13 protein-coding genes and 1 pseudogene are annotated in these 13,040 nt (G+C 69.8%); 9 read left to right on the plus strand and 5 right to left on the minus strand.

All coding sequences use genetic code 11. The features are described from left to right. The first annotated feature begins 2 nt into the window (after positions 1-2). The 6 genes from pstC to ACZ4D5_RS32740 are packed head-to-tail and all read left to right on the plus strand — an operon-like array spanning position 3 to position 4,246. The gene (gene pstC, locus ACZ4D5_RS32715) at positions 3-953 is read left to right on the plus strand and encodes a phosphate ABC transporter permease subunit PstC (RefSeq protein ID WP_467776089.1); all 951 of its coding nucleotides are present in this window, start codon (positions 3-5) and stop codon (positions 951-953) included. Next, the gene (gene pstA, locus ACZ4D5_RS32720) at positions 950-1,852 is read left to right on the plus strand and encodes a phosphate ABC transporter permease PstA (RefSeq protein ID WP_467776090.1); all 903 of its coding nucleotides are present in this window, start codon (positions 950-952) and stop codon (positions 1,850-1,852) included. Before pstC ends, pstA begins: the two co-directional genes overlap by 4 nt. A gap of 7 nt (positions 1,853-1,859) precedes the next feature. Next, positions 1,860-2,690: a phosphate ABC transporter ATP-binding protein PstB gene (pstB, locus tag ACZ4D5_RS32725; RefSeq protein WP_467776091.1), complete on the plus strand. Its 831-nt coding sequence runs from the start codon at positions 1,860-1,862 to the stop codon at positions 2,688-2,690. A 4-nt stretch (positions 2,691-2,694) separates the two neighbouring features. Beyond that, on the plus strand, positions 2,695-3,450 hold the full coding sequence (locus ACZ4D5_RS32730) for a winged helix-turn-helix transcriptional regulator (RefSeq protein WP_467776092.1): 756 nt from the start codon (positions 2,695-2,697) through the stop codon (positions 3,448-3,450). Between the two features lie 35 nt (positions 3,451-3,485). After that, entirely contained in the window at positions 3,486-3,833 is a 348-nt protein-coding gene (locus ACZ4D5_RS32735) for an ArsR/SmtB family transcription factor (RefSeq protein ID WP_467776093.1), read from the plus strand. Positions 3,834-3,883: 50 nt separating this feature from the next. Further along, the gene (locus ACZ4D5_RS32740) at positions 3,884-4,246 is read left to right on the plus strand and encodes an ArsR/SmtB family transcription factor (RefSeq protein ID WP_467776094.1); all 363 of its coding nucleotides are present in this window, start codon (positions 3,884-3,886) and stop codon (positions 4,244-4,246) included. Between the two features lie 37 nt (positions 4,247-4,283). On the opposite strand, the pseudogene ACZ4D5_RS32745 reads toward ACZ4D5_RS32740, so the two are convergent. The 3 genes and pseudogenes from ACZ4D5_RS32745 to ACZ4D5_RS32755 form a co-directional block, all read right to left on the minus strand. Next, positions 4,284-4,404 (minus strand): annotated as a pseudogene (locus ACZ4D5_RS32745) (ACR3 family arsenite efflux transporter); the annotation flags it as partial. Positions 4,405-4,446: 42 nt separating this feature from the next. After that, positions 4,447-5,223 carry an enoyl-CoA hydratase/isomerase family protein gene (locus ACZ4D5_RS32750; protein ID WP_467776095.1) on the minus strand — a complete coding sequence of 259 codons (777 nt, stop codon included), beginning with the start codon at positions 5,221-5,223 and terminating at the stop codon, positions 4,447-4,449. A gap of 14 nt (positions 5,224-5,237) precedes the next feature. Then, positions 5,238-6,842, minus strand: coding sequence for a class I adenylate-forming enzyme family protein (locus ACZ4D5_RS32755; RefSeq protein WP_467776096.1), 1,605 nt, complete (start codon positions 6,840-6,842; stop codon positions 5,238-5,240). A 196-nt stretch (positions 6,843-7,038) separates the two neighbouring features. On the opposite strand from ACZ4D5_RS32755, the gene ACZ4D5_RS32760 reads away from it, so the two are divergent. After that, positions 7,039-7,491 (plus strand): nuclear transport factor 2 family protein, encoded by a 453-nt coding sequence (locus ACZ4D5_RS32760; RefSeq protein ID WP_467776097.1) that lies wholly within the window; start codon positions 7,039-7,041, stop codon positions 7,489-7,491. Positions 7,492-7,498: 7 nt separating this feature from the next. Here the strand turns inward: ACZ4D5_RS32760 and ACZ4D5_RS32765 are convergent, their stop codons facing one another. Continuing rightward, positions 7,499-8,320 (minus strand): AfsR/SARP family transcriptional regulator, encoded by an 822-nt coding sequence (locus ACZ4D5_RS32765; protein ID WP_467776098.1) that lies wholly within the window; start codon positions 8,318-8,320, stop codon positions 7,499-7,501. 599 nt (positions 8,321-8,919) lie between these two features. Here ACZ4D5_RS32765 and ACZ4D5_RS32770 point away from each other — a divergent pair. Together ACZ4D5_RS32770 and ACZ4D5_RS32775 are read left to right on the plus strand one after the other, a co-directional pair. Beyond that, a complete protein-coding gene (locus tag ACZ4D5_RS32770) occupies positions 8,920-10,062 on the plus strand; it encodes a hypothetical protein (RefSeq protein WP_467776099.1) in 1,143 nt (380 codons plus the stop codon). A gap of 74 nt (positions 10,063-10,136) precedes the next feature. Continuing rightward, the gene (locus ACZ4D5_RS32775) at positions 10,137-11,300 is read left to right on the plus strand and encodes a UDP-N-acetylmuramate dehydrogenase (RefSeq protein WP_467776100.1); all 1,164 of its coding nucleotides are present in this window, start codon (positions 10,137-10,139) and stop codon (positions 11,298-11,300) included. 28 nt (positions 11,301-11,328) lie between these two features. On the opposite strand, the gene ACZ4D5_RS32780 is transcribed toward ACZ4D5_RS32775, so the two are convergent. Next, positions 11,329-12,834 carry a SulP family inorganic anion transporter gene (locus ACZ4D5_RS32780; RefSeq protein ID WP_467776101.1) on the minus strand — a complete coding sequence of 502 codons (1,506 nt, stop codon included), beginning with the start codon at positions 12,832-12,834 and terminating at the stop codon, positions 11,329-11,331. Between the last annotated feature and the right edge of the window lie 206 nt (positions 12,835-13,040).

Below are 13,040 nucleotides of genomic sequence, written 5' to 3' on the forward strand. Positions count from 1 at the left end.
CCGTGCCCGCCCGGAAGAGGGAAGGCGTCCCGGATGCCGGTGCGAACCGGCGCCTGGGGCGCTCCCGCCCCCGCCACGGCGAGCGCTTCATCCGGATCGGCCTGGTCGCCGCCGCGCTCGTCTCCATCGCCACCACCGTCGGCATCGTCGCATCCCTGATCGAGCCGAGCGCCCGCTTCTTCGGCGAGGTCTCCGTCGAGGAGTTCTTCACCGGCACGCAGTGGACACCGCTCTTCGAACCCGCCCACTACGGCGTGCTCCCCCTGGTCGCCGCCACCCTGCTGATCACCGTGATCGCCCTGCTCGTCGCGCTGCCGCTGGGCCTCGCGAGCGCGATCTACCTCTCCGAGTACGCGACGCCGCGCACCCGCAAGGTCCTCAAGCCGGCCCTCGAACTCCTCGCGGGCATCCCGACCGTCGTCTTCGGCTTCTTCGCGCTGAAGTTCCTCACCCCGCGCCTGCAGGACATCTGGCCGTGGGGCGAGGGCCCCGACATCTTCAACGCCCTCTCCGCGGGCCTGGTGATGGGCATGATGATCATCCCGACCATCGCCTCGCTCTCCGAGGACGCCCTCTCCGCGGTGCCGCACTCGCTGCGCGACGGCGCGTACGCGATGGGGGCGAGCAAACGCGTCGTCGCCACGACCGTCGTGGTCCCCGCGGCCCTCTCCGGCATCGTCGCCGCCTTCGTCCTCGGGGTCTCCCGCGCGGTCGGCGAGACGATGATCGTCGCCATCGCCTCGGGCAACCGGCCCAACCTGACGTGGAATCCACTGGAGGCCATGCAGACCATGACGGGCTTCATCGCCCAGGCCGCGAGCGGCGACGTGCCGGTGGGGACCGTGGACTACCACACCCTCTTCGCCGTCGGACTGCTCCTGTTCACGCTGACGTTCGCGATGAACGCCGTCTCCATCCGGCTGGTCCGCCGCTTCAGGGAGGTGTACGAATGACCGCCCCCACGCCCGTCATGACCAAGCCCGTGCCGCCCACACCCCTGGGCCACAAGCGCCGCCGCCCCGCCGACACCGCCTTCCGCCTCGTCCTGCTCGCCTCCCTCGCGATCGCACTGCTCTTTCTGGCCGTCCTCATCGCGTACGTCCTCTACGAAGGCGTCAGCAGGCTCGACAGCCGACTGTGGAACAACTTCCCCTCCATCCGCCACCCGGAGCGGGCCGGCGCGCAGTCCGCGATCTGGGGCTCGGTGTGGGTGGTCGGCCTGACAGGGCTGCTGTGCCTGCCCGTCGGGGTGGCCGCGGCCATCCACCTGGAGGAGTACGCGGACCCCACCCGCTGGTACAACCGCTGGCTGGAGCTGAACATCCAGAACCTCGCCGCCGTGCCCTCGATCGTCTACGGCATCCTCGGGCTCGGCCTGATCGCCCGCGGCATGGGCCTCGGCACCACCATCCTCACCGCGTCACTGACCCTCGCGCTGCTCGTACTGCCCATCGTGATCATCGCGTCGCGTGAGGCGATCAGGGCCGTGCCGAACTCCATCCGGCTCGGCTCGCTCGCCCTCGGCGCGACCAAGTGGCAGACCGTGCGGCGCCAGGTCCTGCCCGCAGCCCTGCCCGGCATCGCCACCGGGTCGATCCTCGCCCTCTCGCGCGCCATGGGCGAGGCCGCGCCGCTGCTGCTGCTCGGCGGACTCACGTACGTCGCGTTCAACCCGGACGGCATCAACTCCGCGTTCACCGTCCTGCCCATCCAGATCTTCAACTGGACCAGCCAGTCCCGCGAGGAGTTCGCGGCGCTCGCCGCCGCGGCCATCGTCGCCCTTCTCGTGCTGCTGCTCGCGATGAACTCCCTCGCCATCTTCATCCGCAACAAGTACGGAAAGCGCTGGTGACCCCGCCATGTCCGGAACGGCCCTGAACGACGTGGCCCGCGTCGACTTCGCGCCGAGCGGCTCCGTCTTCGACCTCAAGGACCTGTCCGTCTTCTACGGCGACTACGAAGCCGTGCGCGAGGTGAACCTCGCCGTCAGGCAGCGCCAGATCACCGCCCTCATCGGCCCCTCCGGCTGCGGCAAGTCGACGGTGATCCGCTGCCTCAACCGCATGAACGACCTCATCCCCGGCGCCCGCGTCGCGGGCAAGGTCGCCTACCACGGCGAGGACCTGTACGCCGAGCACGTCGACCCCATCGAGGTCCGCCGCCGCATCGGCATGGTCTTCCAGAAACCGAACCCCTTCCCCAAGTCCGTCTACGACAACATCGCCTACGGCCCGCGCGTGAACGGCGAGCGCGGTCGCGCCGCCCTCGACGACATCGTCGAGAAGGCACTCAAGGACGCCGCCCTGTGGGACGAGGTCAAGGACAAGCTGAGCGGCAGCGCGCTCGCCCTCTCCGGCGGACAGCAGCAGCGGCTGTGCATCGCCCGCACCATCGCCGTGCGCCCCGAGGTGATCCTGATGGACGAGCCCTGCTCGGCGCTCGACCCCATCGCCACCGCCAAGATCGAGGACCTGATGGCGACGCTGACCGCGCAGTTCACCATCGTCATCGTCACGCACAACATGCAGCAGGCGGCCCGCGTCTCGCACCGCACCGCCTTCTTCACCGCCGACGTCGACGACAAGGGCGAACGCCACGGGCGGCTCGTCGAGGTCGACGACACCGAGAAGATCTTCGAAGGCCCCAGCGACCAGCGGACCGAGGACTACATATCCGGCCGGTTCGGATGACGTCATGGCCTTCGAAGCGGGCACCGAAGCGGGCACCGGAGCAGAGCGGGGGCGGCGCGGGAAGGAGCCCGGGGCCGTCCCGAGGCTCCTCGTCGCCGACCGCGACCGGCAGCTCCTGACGCGGGTCCAGCACGAACTGGCGGACAAGGCCGTGGAGATCACCGTCTGCCAGACCCTGCCGGAACTCCTGGTGGAAGCCGCCGCCACACGCCCCGACACGGTCCTCTTGGACATCGGCCTGCCCGGTGACGAACTCCACGCCACCGTAAGGCTGTTGCGCCGCCGCCTCGACCTGGCCGTGGTCCTCGCCGCGGGCCCCGGCCAGGGCGAGCAGATCTCGCTGGGCCTGGCCGCGGGGGCCGCCGCGTGCCTGCCCCGCCCCTACGGCCCCCTCGACCTGCTGCGCCTGGCCACCGCGGGCACCTCGGCCGAACCGCGGCCGCTCCTGGTGACGTCCGTGCCCTTGCGGGCGGGCGATCTCGAACTCGACCCCGTCGGCTACCAGTTCCGCCGCCACGGCACCGTGACGATGCTGCCGCTGCGCGAATTCCAGCTCCTTGCCTGCCTCATGGCCAGGCCCAACCAGGTCGTCAGCCGCGAGGCGCTGCTCGACCAGGTCTGGGGCAGCGCCCACGTCCCCGAGAGCAACACCCTCAGCGTCCACATCGGCCGCCTGCGCAAACGCCTGGCCCAGCCGCCCGCCAGTTCCTGCACCATCGACGCCGTGCGGGGGCTCGGCTACCGGCTCGTTTGCCCCTGATCGACCGCACGTTCGTCGCTTCGTAAACTGAACCCGTGGACGATGCAACGGTGAGCGCGGTCAGGGCCTTGGACGACACCTCGGAGAGCACCGTCACCGGCCGCCCCCTCGGCCGCGCGGAGGCCGAGGAGCTGGCGCGTTCCCTCAAAGCGGTCGCCGACCCCACCCGGCTCCAGCTCCTCAGCCTGATCGCGTCCGACCCGGTGGGCGAAGCCTGTGTCTGCGACCTCGCCGACGCCCTGGAGTTCACCCAGCCGACCGTCAGCCATCACCTGAAGATCCTGGTGGACGCGGGACTCCTGACGCGCGAGAAGCGCGGCACATGGGCCTGGTACACCATCGTCCCCGAGCGCCTGCGCACCATAGGAAACCTCCTCACCTGACCGTCGCCCCGTTCATGGACAGCCGTCCGGCCGGCTGGAATTCTGGGGGCATGCCGAAGCAGCAGGCGCAGGTCACCGGCGCGAGGCGCACGCCCGCGCGCGGCACGGTCCTGGACCGCGCGACGGCGATCCGCACGGCCGAGGTCCTGGCCGTCCTCGCCGACGCCGACCGGCTGCGCGTGTTCAGCCTGCTCGCCACGGCGGGCGGGGGCGGGGTGCGCGTGTGCCGTCTGGCACAGGCCCTGGGGCTGCGCGACCCGGGGCAGCTCGACGGCCACCTCGAACAACTGCTGGCGGCAGGGCTCCTCACCCGCCACGAACACCAGGGATGGGCGTGCTGCCGCCTCACGGAGGACGGCCGATCACGCGCGACGGCGCTGTTCGGCCCGGCGTCCACGCCCTGCCCCGCCTGAGCCGCCTCGGCCCGTCAGCGCGCTCCGCTCGGTGAGGCCTGCGGTCGCCGGTGACGGCGTCGAGCTTGTCGTGGCGGACCTCGGCCAGGACCGGATCCATCATCACGAGCGGTCCGAGGGCGATCGGCGGGGGAGATGCCGCCGGTCTCGACCTGCGCCGGCGACGAGGGCTCCGGCGACTCCGGCTCCGGCGCCGCGCGCTAGCGCCTGGTGCGCTGTTGTGCCAGGAACCGCTCGATGCCCGCCCGCGCGCTGCCGGTGTCCTCGGTCCACTGCACGGCCTTCGTCTCGCGCGCCATGGCGGCCTCGACGACCTCCCGTGGCGGGCGCAGGAGGTCGAGGTGCGCGGCGGTCGCCGCACCGGGACGGGTCCACCGGTGTATCCGGCGGATCGCGGCCGGGACGAGCTCGGCGCGGTCCACGATCTCGTCCAGGAGGCCGAGCTCCAGGGCCTGCCGGGCGTCGACCGAGGCGCTCTCCAGCACGAGGCGCAGGGACCGGTTCCCGACGAGGCGCGGCAGCAGGACGCTCGCCGCGTTGGAGATGGTCAGGCCGATGTCGTTCTCGGGCAGGAGGTAGGCGGCGTCCTCGGTGCCGATGCGGGCGTCGAAGCAGAGGGTCATCTCGCCGGCGCCGCCGACGGCGACTCCGTTGAGGGCGGCGACGGTGGGAACGCGCGTCTCCAGCGCCGCGCGGGTGATGTCGTGGAACAGCTCGGCCTCCGCGACCAGCCCGTTCACGGGAGCCGCGGCCGCCTCGCGCAGATCCTCCCCGGCGGAGAAGGCCCGTCCCGTGCCCGTGAGGACGATGCCCCGCGCGAGGTTCCCGTCGGCGAAGTGGCGCAGAACGGCGGCCAGTTCACGGCGCGTCGCCGCGGTCAGGGCGTTGAGCCGGTCCGGGCGGCAGATGGTGACGACGGCCACCTCGTCGCGTACGGACACGTCGATGTGGCCGGATCGGGACTCCCAGGCGTCCATGGTGAACTCCCCTTTCATGTCCATGTGCGGTGAGCCGTGTCGAAGCACCCCGCGCGCTGGTCCCTCGCCGGCTCCAGGAGCTTCCGCTTCTGGATCCGCGCCGAGGGCGTCATGGGGAACGAGTCGACGAACTCCACGAACGCCGGCACCTTGAACCGGGCGAGATGCCGACGGGCGTGGTCGAGCACGCCGAGTGCCACGTCGGTGCCGGGGCAGTGGCCGGGCCGGAGTCGCACGAACGCCTTCGGCACCTCCTCGAAGAGTTCGTCCGGTATCGGGACGACGGCGGCGGCCAGGACGGCGGCGTGGCTCTCCAGCACGCTCTCCACCTCGGCTGCGGAGATGTTCTCGCCGCCACGCCGGATCATGTCCTTGAGGCGCCCGGCGTGATGGATGCGGCCCGCGGCGTCGCGGCGTCCCAGGTCTCCCGTGTGGTACCAGCCGCCCCTGAAGACCCGCGCCGTGGTGTCGGGATGGTTCCAGTAGCCGTCCATCATCGGCTCGCCGCGGACGACGATCTCCCCGGTCTCCCCGGCGGGCAGCGCGGCTCCCCGCCGGTCGACGACGAGGACCTCCTTGCCCTCGGGGGGATCTCCCATGGCTCCGCTGCCCACCGTCTCGGCGGCACCGGGAGCGACGATCAGGTCGAGCCCGCTCTCGGTCGAGCCGTAGACCTCCCGCCAGGGGGCTCCCCAGCGCTCTTCGAAGGCACGGTGGCGATCGGGCGCGATGCCCGAGCACAGCACGAGCCGCATCGAATGGTCCCTGTCCCCCGCGTGCCGCGGTTGTTTGAACATCAGGAGAGGCATGGTTCCGAGTACGTAGGTCAGCGTCGCCCCGTGTTCTCGCACCGAATTCCAGAAACCCGAGGCGGAGAATCCGGGAAGCACCACAAGGGGGACCCCGCCCATCAGGCACATCACCGCATTCCACTGCGGATCCATGTAGGAGAACGCCTGCGCGGTCAACACGACGTCATCGGCGAGCAGTTCGGAGGACACCGCCATGAGCCAAGCAGTTCTCAGCCAGTAGTCGTGGGACAGCATGCACGCCTTGGGGAATCCGGTGGTTCCTGAGGTGTACTGGAAATTGGCGATGTCCGAGGGGCCCACCGGTATTTCAGGATCGGTGGGAGAAGCACTCGCCAACTCCTCGGCCAGCTCGTCCGGCGTGTGTACTTGTTCGAGGGTGTCGATATCCCGCGCGACCTTGCGGACGAGTTCGACGCACTCGTCGGAGGCCAGCGCGAGCACGCTGCCGGAGTCCTTGAGGACGTACGCGAGATCCGACGGGCCGTAGCGCGCGTTGACCGGCACGGCGATGGCTCCTGCCCTGGTCACGGCGAGCCAGCTCAGCGGCCAGTGGGGCACGTTCCCCATCATGAGGGCGACGCGGTCGCCGCGGCCCACCCCGTGCGCCCTCAGCACACGGGCCAGTCGACTGGCGTACGCGTCGACCTCGGCGAAGCTCATCGATTTCCCGGGAAAGCGGAGGAACTCCCAGTCGTCATATCGCTCGGCCGCGTCCCGGAGCAGCTCGCCGACAGTTCTCCAGCGCGGCCGCGAACCGGCTCGCGCACGGTCGAACAACACCGCGCCATCGGCGTAGGAAAGGTTCACGAGAATGCCTCCGTCACCTCGGTTTGCCTGATGTGCAGCAGACCTTTCAAGAGCACTGCACCACTGCGTGGTCGAAGGCGAAGCAAGTGGGCCTCGAATGCCCGCGAGATCCTCCCTTTACTGCCACTCGACCGGCCGGTGAGAACCTCTCGGGGAAGGTGCCGGGAGAGGCAGTTCGACCTGAGGAGAGGCAGGCATGACATCAGCCGACAGCCTTGCGGGCAGCACGAATTCCATCGCTCTGTACATGGAGATCCAGCAGTTCTACGGGCGTCACATGCGGGCCATGGACGAGTGCCGTGTGGCGGACTGGACAAGTGACTTCACCGAGGACGCGGTCTCCCGGACCAACGCGCGCCCCGAGCCGCACGTCGGCAGGGCCGAGATCGAGGCGGGGGCCGCGGCGGCGGCGCGCAAGCTGCTGGCCGACGGTGTGCTGAGGCGGCACTGCCTGAGCACACTGGAGGTGGAGGAGGCGGCGAACGGCACCATCGTCGCCAGGAGTTACGCCCAACTCGTCAGGACACGGAAGGGCGGCGCATCCGAGTTCGAGCTGTTCTGCACGTGCGAGGACACCTTCGTGCGCGAAGGCGGACGGCTCCTCATCAAGCGGCGCCAGGTCCACCGCGACGACCTGCCCGAGGATTGACGGCGGTCTAGCCGAGGATCGACATGGCGCCTCCGGCCACGGCGTGCAGCGAGTGTGTTCCTGGACGGGACAGCTCCGGGTCCGCGGCGAGGATCGCCTGCTGCAGCCGCTGGAGCTCCGCGGACGGTTCGAGCCCCAGGTCCTCGACGAGCCTGTGGCGGAGCCGGTTGAAGGCGTTGAGCGCGCCGGGGCGCTGCCCGCACCGGTACAGGGCGAGCATGAGCTGCCGATGGAAGCTCTCGTGCTGGGTGTGACGTGACGTCAAGCCGTGTAACTCGCCCAGGAGTTCGTGGTGGCGACCCTGGGCGAGTTCCGCCTCGACGCGCGTCTCCAGGGCGCTGAGCCTCGCCGCTTCCAGACGGACGATCTCGGCCTCCAAGTGGCGTCCGGGGCGTATGTCCGCCAGCGCGGGACCTTGGAAGAGCCGCTCCGCGGCCCTGAGGCTTTCGGCGGCCGCGTCGTGCTCGCCGGCGGAGAACGCCCGCCGGCCCTCGCTCACGAGGCGTTCGTAACGGTGCAGGTCCAAGTCGCCGGGCCGGACATGGATCGCGTACCCGTTCGGCGTGGTCGTGAGGATCTCCTTGGGGGACTCCTCCGGCAGGAGATGGGCGAGCAGTCTGCGGAGCTGGAACACATAGGTCTGCAGCGTGCTCAGGGCGGTGGCCGGCGGCCGTTCGTCCCAGAGCTCCTCGATGAGCGTGGGGACGGTGACCAGATGGTTCGCGTTGACCAGCAGGAGGGTCAGCACCTGCTTGGTCTTGGCGGCGCTGGGGGTGACCCGCTTCCCTTTGGCCGACAGTGCCACGTGTCCAAGTACTTCGACTTCCATGGAACTCCTCATTCGGGCATCCGCATGAGTGGTCGCGGCGCGGTGCGATGTACCGGGCAATGTGAACAACCTCAGCACAGGGCTGATCGTTCGAGAAAGTCATCTCTGGGGTCAGCTGCGTCAGTTGGGTGAGAATGGTCAGGTCGGTCAGCTCATGTTTGGTTCAACAATGCAATGGGAAGGCGGTTGCCTCAAGGCTTCGCGAGCACGGGCGCACGCAGTTGACGGGGTAGGAAATCAGCCCCGCAAGAGGTCTCAATAAGGCATCGTGTGTAGCGCTCATGTGTCCCTGGTCACAGATTTGCAGAAACTCCGCGCCGGCGGTTCATCATTCGTGGGGAGGCTGTCTGCGATGACCTGGGCGCACAGCTTCCGGGCACTCTGTCCTCCCCCGTCGATGTTCTGTTGGGCGTCGTTGAGATCAAGGTCTCCAATCGATGAGAGATACGTCGGTGTTAGCTGCTTGTCTGTCCCGGCTGGCCTGGTCGCCGGAGCGACTGGCCCGTGAGATCAACCATGCGTGCGGGCCGGGGACCATCAGTGAGAAGGCGCCGTACAACTGGTTGCGCGGCTCGTGTCCACGCCGTCAACTCCCGTACGTGATCGCGAAGATCCTCTCGTCGAGACTGGGGGAGAGGATCTCGGTGGAGGCCCTCTGGCCCGAGCACTTCGCGTCGGGAGGGCGCCCCGTGCAACAGGTGCCCGAACAGAGGGGGTCCGGCCCGCGGGCCCCTTCGGTCCCGGGGCAGGCCCTGGTGTCGGGAGCGGTCGACTGGCTGGTGGCGGACGACGCCGCCGCTCCGTCACGCCGCCACGGCGAAGAGCTCGCGCCGGTCGACATCGACCTGTTGGCCTCACGCATCGGCCAGCTGCGCCGACTGGACGACGACCGCGGCGGCAGGATGGTCCTGGACTGGACCCTGCAGGACCTGCGTTGGGCACAGCGGCTCGCCGCCGAGTACGCGTACGACGCAGGGGTCGGGGCGCGGCTTCACCGAGCCGTCGCCGAGCTCGGCCAGCTCGCCGGCTGGCTGGCCGCGGACCTGGGCCTGGAGGGCGAGAGCCGGTGTCACTTCCTGCAGGCGCTGCGGGCGTCCCGGACCGCGGGCGACCGTGAACTCGGCGCGTACATCGTGTCCTGCATGAGCTATCGGGCTCTGTGGTGCGGCCAGGGGCACGACGCGCTCCGCCTGATCCGCATCGCGCGCAAAGGGACGGCCGGTGATCCACCGGGCATACGGCAGGCGCTGCTGGCCACCCGCGAGGCCCGTGCCCACGCGGCCGTCGGTGATCAGGCGAGTTGCCAGCACCACCTGGAACGGGCGGCGGAGCTCAGCCACGGCGGTGGGAGCGAGGGCGCGCCGTGGGCGTACTGGCTGACGCCGGCGGTGATGGTGGCCGACGCGGGCCGCGCGTGGCTCGAACTGGGACGTCCCGACCGCGCGGAATGGCATCTGGGGTGCGGATTGGAGATGCTCGGCGAGGCCCAGCCGCGCAACCGGTTGCTCCACTCCGCCTCGCTGGCGGAGGCGCGCCTCGCCCGCGAGGAAGTCGACGGAGCAGCCGAGGCGGTGACGGTCGCGCTGGACCTGGCCGGGAAGCTCACCTCGCTTCGGGCGCGGGTGCGGCTGACGGATCTGCGGCGACGCCTGCTCCCGTATCGCGACAGCGCGCCGACCCGCCACGTCCTGGAGCGCATGGACTACTTGCTGGGGCCGAGCAGTCTGCAGTGCGCGCTCTGAGCCCGCGCGCGATCCCGGCCCCCGCCCCTGCAGGAGAATGCGGCGTACGCGGCAGACAAGGAGCAATCGATCGTATGCACGTCACCCATGGGGCACCGCTCGCCCCGCTGACGACCCTGGGCCTCGGCGGACCGGCCGCGAGCCTGGTCGAGCTGGACGACACCGCGGACTTCCCCGAGTTCGTCGCGTTCGTCGAGTCCCACCCGGACCACGCGGGACCGCCGGTGAGTCTCGGCGCGGGCAGCAACACCCTCGTCCACGACTCCGGTTGCTCCGCCCCCGTCCTGCGGGTGGCCACGCGCGGCATTCGCTGTGCGGAAAGCCCCGGCGACGACAGGGTGCTGCTCGACGTCGAGGCGGGTCACCCCTTGGCCGACCTGGTCGACACCACGATCGCCGAGGGGCTCACCGGGATGGAGATGCTCATCGGCATCCCGGGCACGGCGGGCGCCACGCCGATCCAGAACGTCGGCGCGTACGGCCAGGAGATCTCGGACTCCCTGGTGGCGGTGCGGGCCTGGGACTGGGGAAGGCGTCGCCATGTGACGCTCTCGGCGGCCGAGTGCGGTCTCGGCCATCGCACGAGCAGGTTCAAGGGAACCGGCCGTTGGACCCTGCTCGGCCTGGTTCTCGCCCTGCGCCGCTCCCCTCTGGGGGCACCGATCAGCTACCGCCAGGTCGCCGCGGAACTCGGTGTGGAGACCGGCGCGCGTGTGCCGCCGGCCGAGGCCGCGCGCGCGGTCCTCGAGGTCCGGCGCGGCAAGGGCATGGTCCTGGGGTGCTCGGACGGGGACGAGCGCTCGGTGGGCAGCGTCTTCCTCAGCCCGGAGATCTCCCCGGCCCAGGCCGCCGAGCTGCGTGCCCGCAATGCTCCGGTGAACGGCTTCCCGGACGGCACGACAAGGGTGAGCGCGAGCTGGCTCATCCGGGAAGCGGGGTTCGGCCTCGGCCGCCCGATCGTCGCCGGAGTGCGTGTGTCGTCGCGGCACTACACCCTGGTCGCGGAAGGGCACGGAGGGGGTGCCACCGCCGCCGGATTCGCGGCGGCGGTGGAAATCGTCCGGCGACGAGTCCATCGGCATACGGGAGTTCTGCTCTCCGCTGAGATCGACTTCCTGGGGGACTGGGAGAAGAGGGCAGCCGAAAAACATCCTCCCGTGCCCTTGCCGGGCGCCTCGAATGACGAAGCGAGGGGCCCGGAACTCAACGGACTGAATGCGGTGTCTCCGCACCAGTGACATATTGCTGGAGCAAAGCAGGCGAAGCTCAATGGCTTCCGGTGAGTTCACCGCTCAGCTTCTTGTGGATGCGGGCACTCGGATCGTTCAGGCCGATGATCTCGACCTCCTTTCCGCGTTGTGCGTATGCGTTCTCGATGGCGTCGAGGGCGGCGACGGAGGACGCGTCCCAGATGTGCGCAGCGCTCAGGTCGATGACGACCTTGTCCGGATCGGTGGCGTAACCGAACTGTCCGACGAGGTCGTTGGAGGAGGCGAAGAAGAGTTCTCCGGTGACGGAATAGACGACCGAGGTGCCGTCCGGGTCGGTGACCGCGGTGACGTGGGTGAGACGGGCGACGCGTTTGGCGAAGACGACCATGGCGGTGACGGTGCCGACGACCACGCCGACGGCGAGGTTGTGGGTGGTGACCACGACGGCGACGGTGATCACCATGACGGCGATCTCGCCCGCGGGCATGCGCCTGAGCGTCCTGGGCGCGACGGAGTGCCAGTCGAAGGTCGTGAACGACACCATCACCATCACCGCGACCAGGGCCGCCATCGGGATGTCGGAGACGACGGGGCCGAAGGCGATGCAGAGCACCAGGAGGAACGCGCCCGCCAGGAAGGTCGACAGGCGGGTGCGGGCTCCGGAGACCCGTACGTTGATCATCGTCTGGCCGATCATGGCGCAGCCGCCCATGCCGCCGAAGAAACCGGTGACGATGTTGGCGATGCCCTGGCCGATGGACTCACGGGTCTTGGAGGAGGGGGTACCGGTGATCTCGTCGACGAGCTTCGCGGTCATCAGGGACTCCATCAGGCCCACCAGCGCCATGGCGAACGCGTACGGCGCGATGGTGGTGAGGGTGTCCACGGTGAACGGCACGTCAGGCAGTCCCGGCACGGGCGGCGAGGAGGGGAGTTCGCCCTTGTCGCCCACGGTGGGCACCGTGATGCCGGCCGCGACCGTGATCGCGGTCAGGACTCCGATCGAGACGAGCGGGGCCGGGACCACCTTGGTGACCTTGGGGAAGAACACCATCAGGGCCAGCCCGCCGACGATCAGCGGATACACGGCCCACGGCACGTCGTGCGTCTCGGGCACCTGCGCCATGAAGACCAGGATGGCCAGGGCGTTGACGAAGCCGACCATGACGCTGCGCGGCAGGAAGCGCATCAGCTTGGCCACCCCGAGGGCGCCGAGCGCGATCTGGAGGACTCCGGCCAGGATGACGGCGGCGATCAGATGCCCCAGGCCGTGCTCCCTGTTGAGCGGCGCGATCACCAGGGCCACGGCGCCGGTGGCGGCCGAGATCATCGCGCGGCGCCCGCCGACGATCGCGATGGTGACGGCCATCGTGAAGGAGGTGAACAGGCCGATGGCCGGGTCGACTCCGGCGATGATCGAGAACGAGATCGCCTCGGGGATCAGCGCGAGGGCGACCACGAGCCCGCCGAGGACTTCGGTGCGCCAGACCTTCGGATCGGAGAGCCAGTCAGGACGTGGACCGCTCAGCCTCACGGCACGGGAAAGGGCGGAAGGAGACAAGGAAACAGTGACCTGTCGTGGGGGGGCGAGGGCGTGCCAGGGCGTACGTGAAGACGCGAGCCGTTCAGGGCAGCACTCGAGGGCGGTACGAGTGTGGGGCGAGGGGCGAAGACGGAGGGGCCGGGTCCGTTCGGCGGCGGCGCCGGGCTCACGTCCGTCGGCGGTGCGTCACGGTGGACAGGCGGTGGCCTTGGGAGTCACGGTCT

The sequence above is a fragment of the Streptomyces sp. NPDC025651 genome (assembly GCF_055558735.1).

Bases quoted from the DNA above. Each gene is read 5' to 3' on its own strand.
- pstB (WP_467776091.1), top strand. From the start codon at position 1,860: ATGTCCGGAACGGCCCTGAACGACGTGGCCCGCGTCGACTTCGCGCCG.
- ACZ4D5_RS32775 (WP_467776100.1), top strand. From the start codon at position 10,137: ATGCACGTCACCCATGGGGCACCGCTCGCCCCGCTGACGACCCTGGGC.
- ACZ4D5_RS32760 (WP_467776097.1), top strand. From the start codon at position 7,039: ATGACATCAGCCGACAGCCTTGCGGGCAGCACGAATTCCATCGCTCTG.
- ACZ4D5_RS32730 (WP_467776092.1), top strand. From the start codon at position 2,695: ATGGCCTTCGAAGCGGGCACCGAAGCGGGCACCGGAGCAGAGCGGGGG.
- pstA (WP_467776090.1), top strand. From the start codon at position 950: ATGACCGCCCCCACGCCCGTCATGACCAAGCCCGTGCCGCCCACACCC.
- ACZ4D5_RS32750 (WP_467776095.1), bottom strand. From the start codon at position 5,223: ATGGACGCCTGGGAGTCCCGATCCGGCCACATCGACGTGTCCGTACGC.
- ACZ4D5_RS32765 (WP_467776098.1), bottom strand. From the start codon at position 8,320: ATGGAAGTCGAAGTACTTGGACACGTGGCACTGTCGGCCAAAGGGAAG.
- ACZ4D5_RS32740 (WP_467776094.1), top strand. From the start codon at position 3,884: ATGCCGAAGCAGCAGGCGCAGGTCACCGGCGCGAGGCGCACGCCCGCG.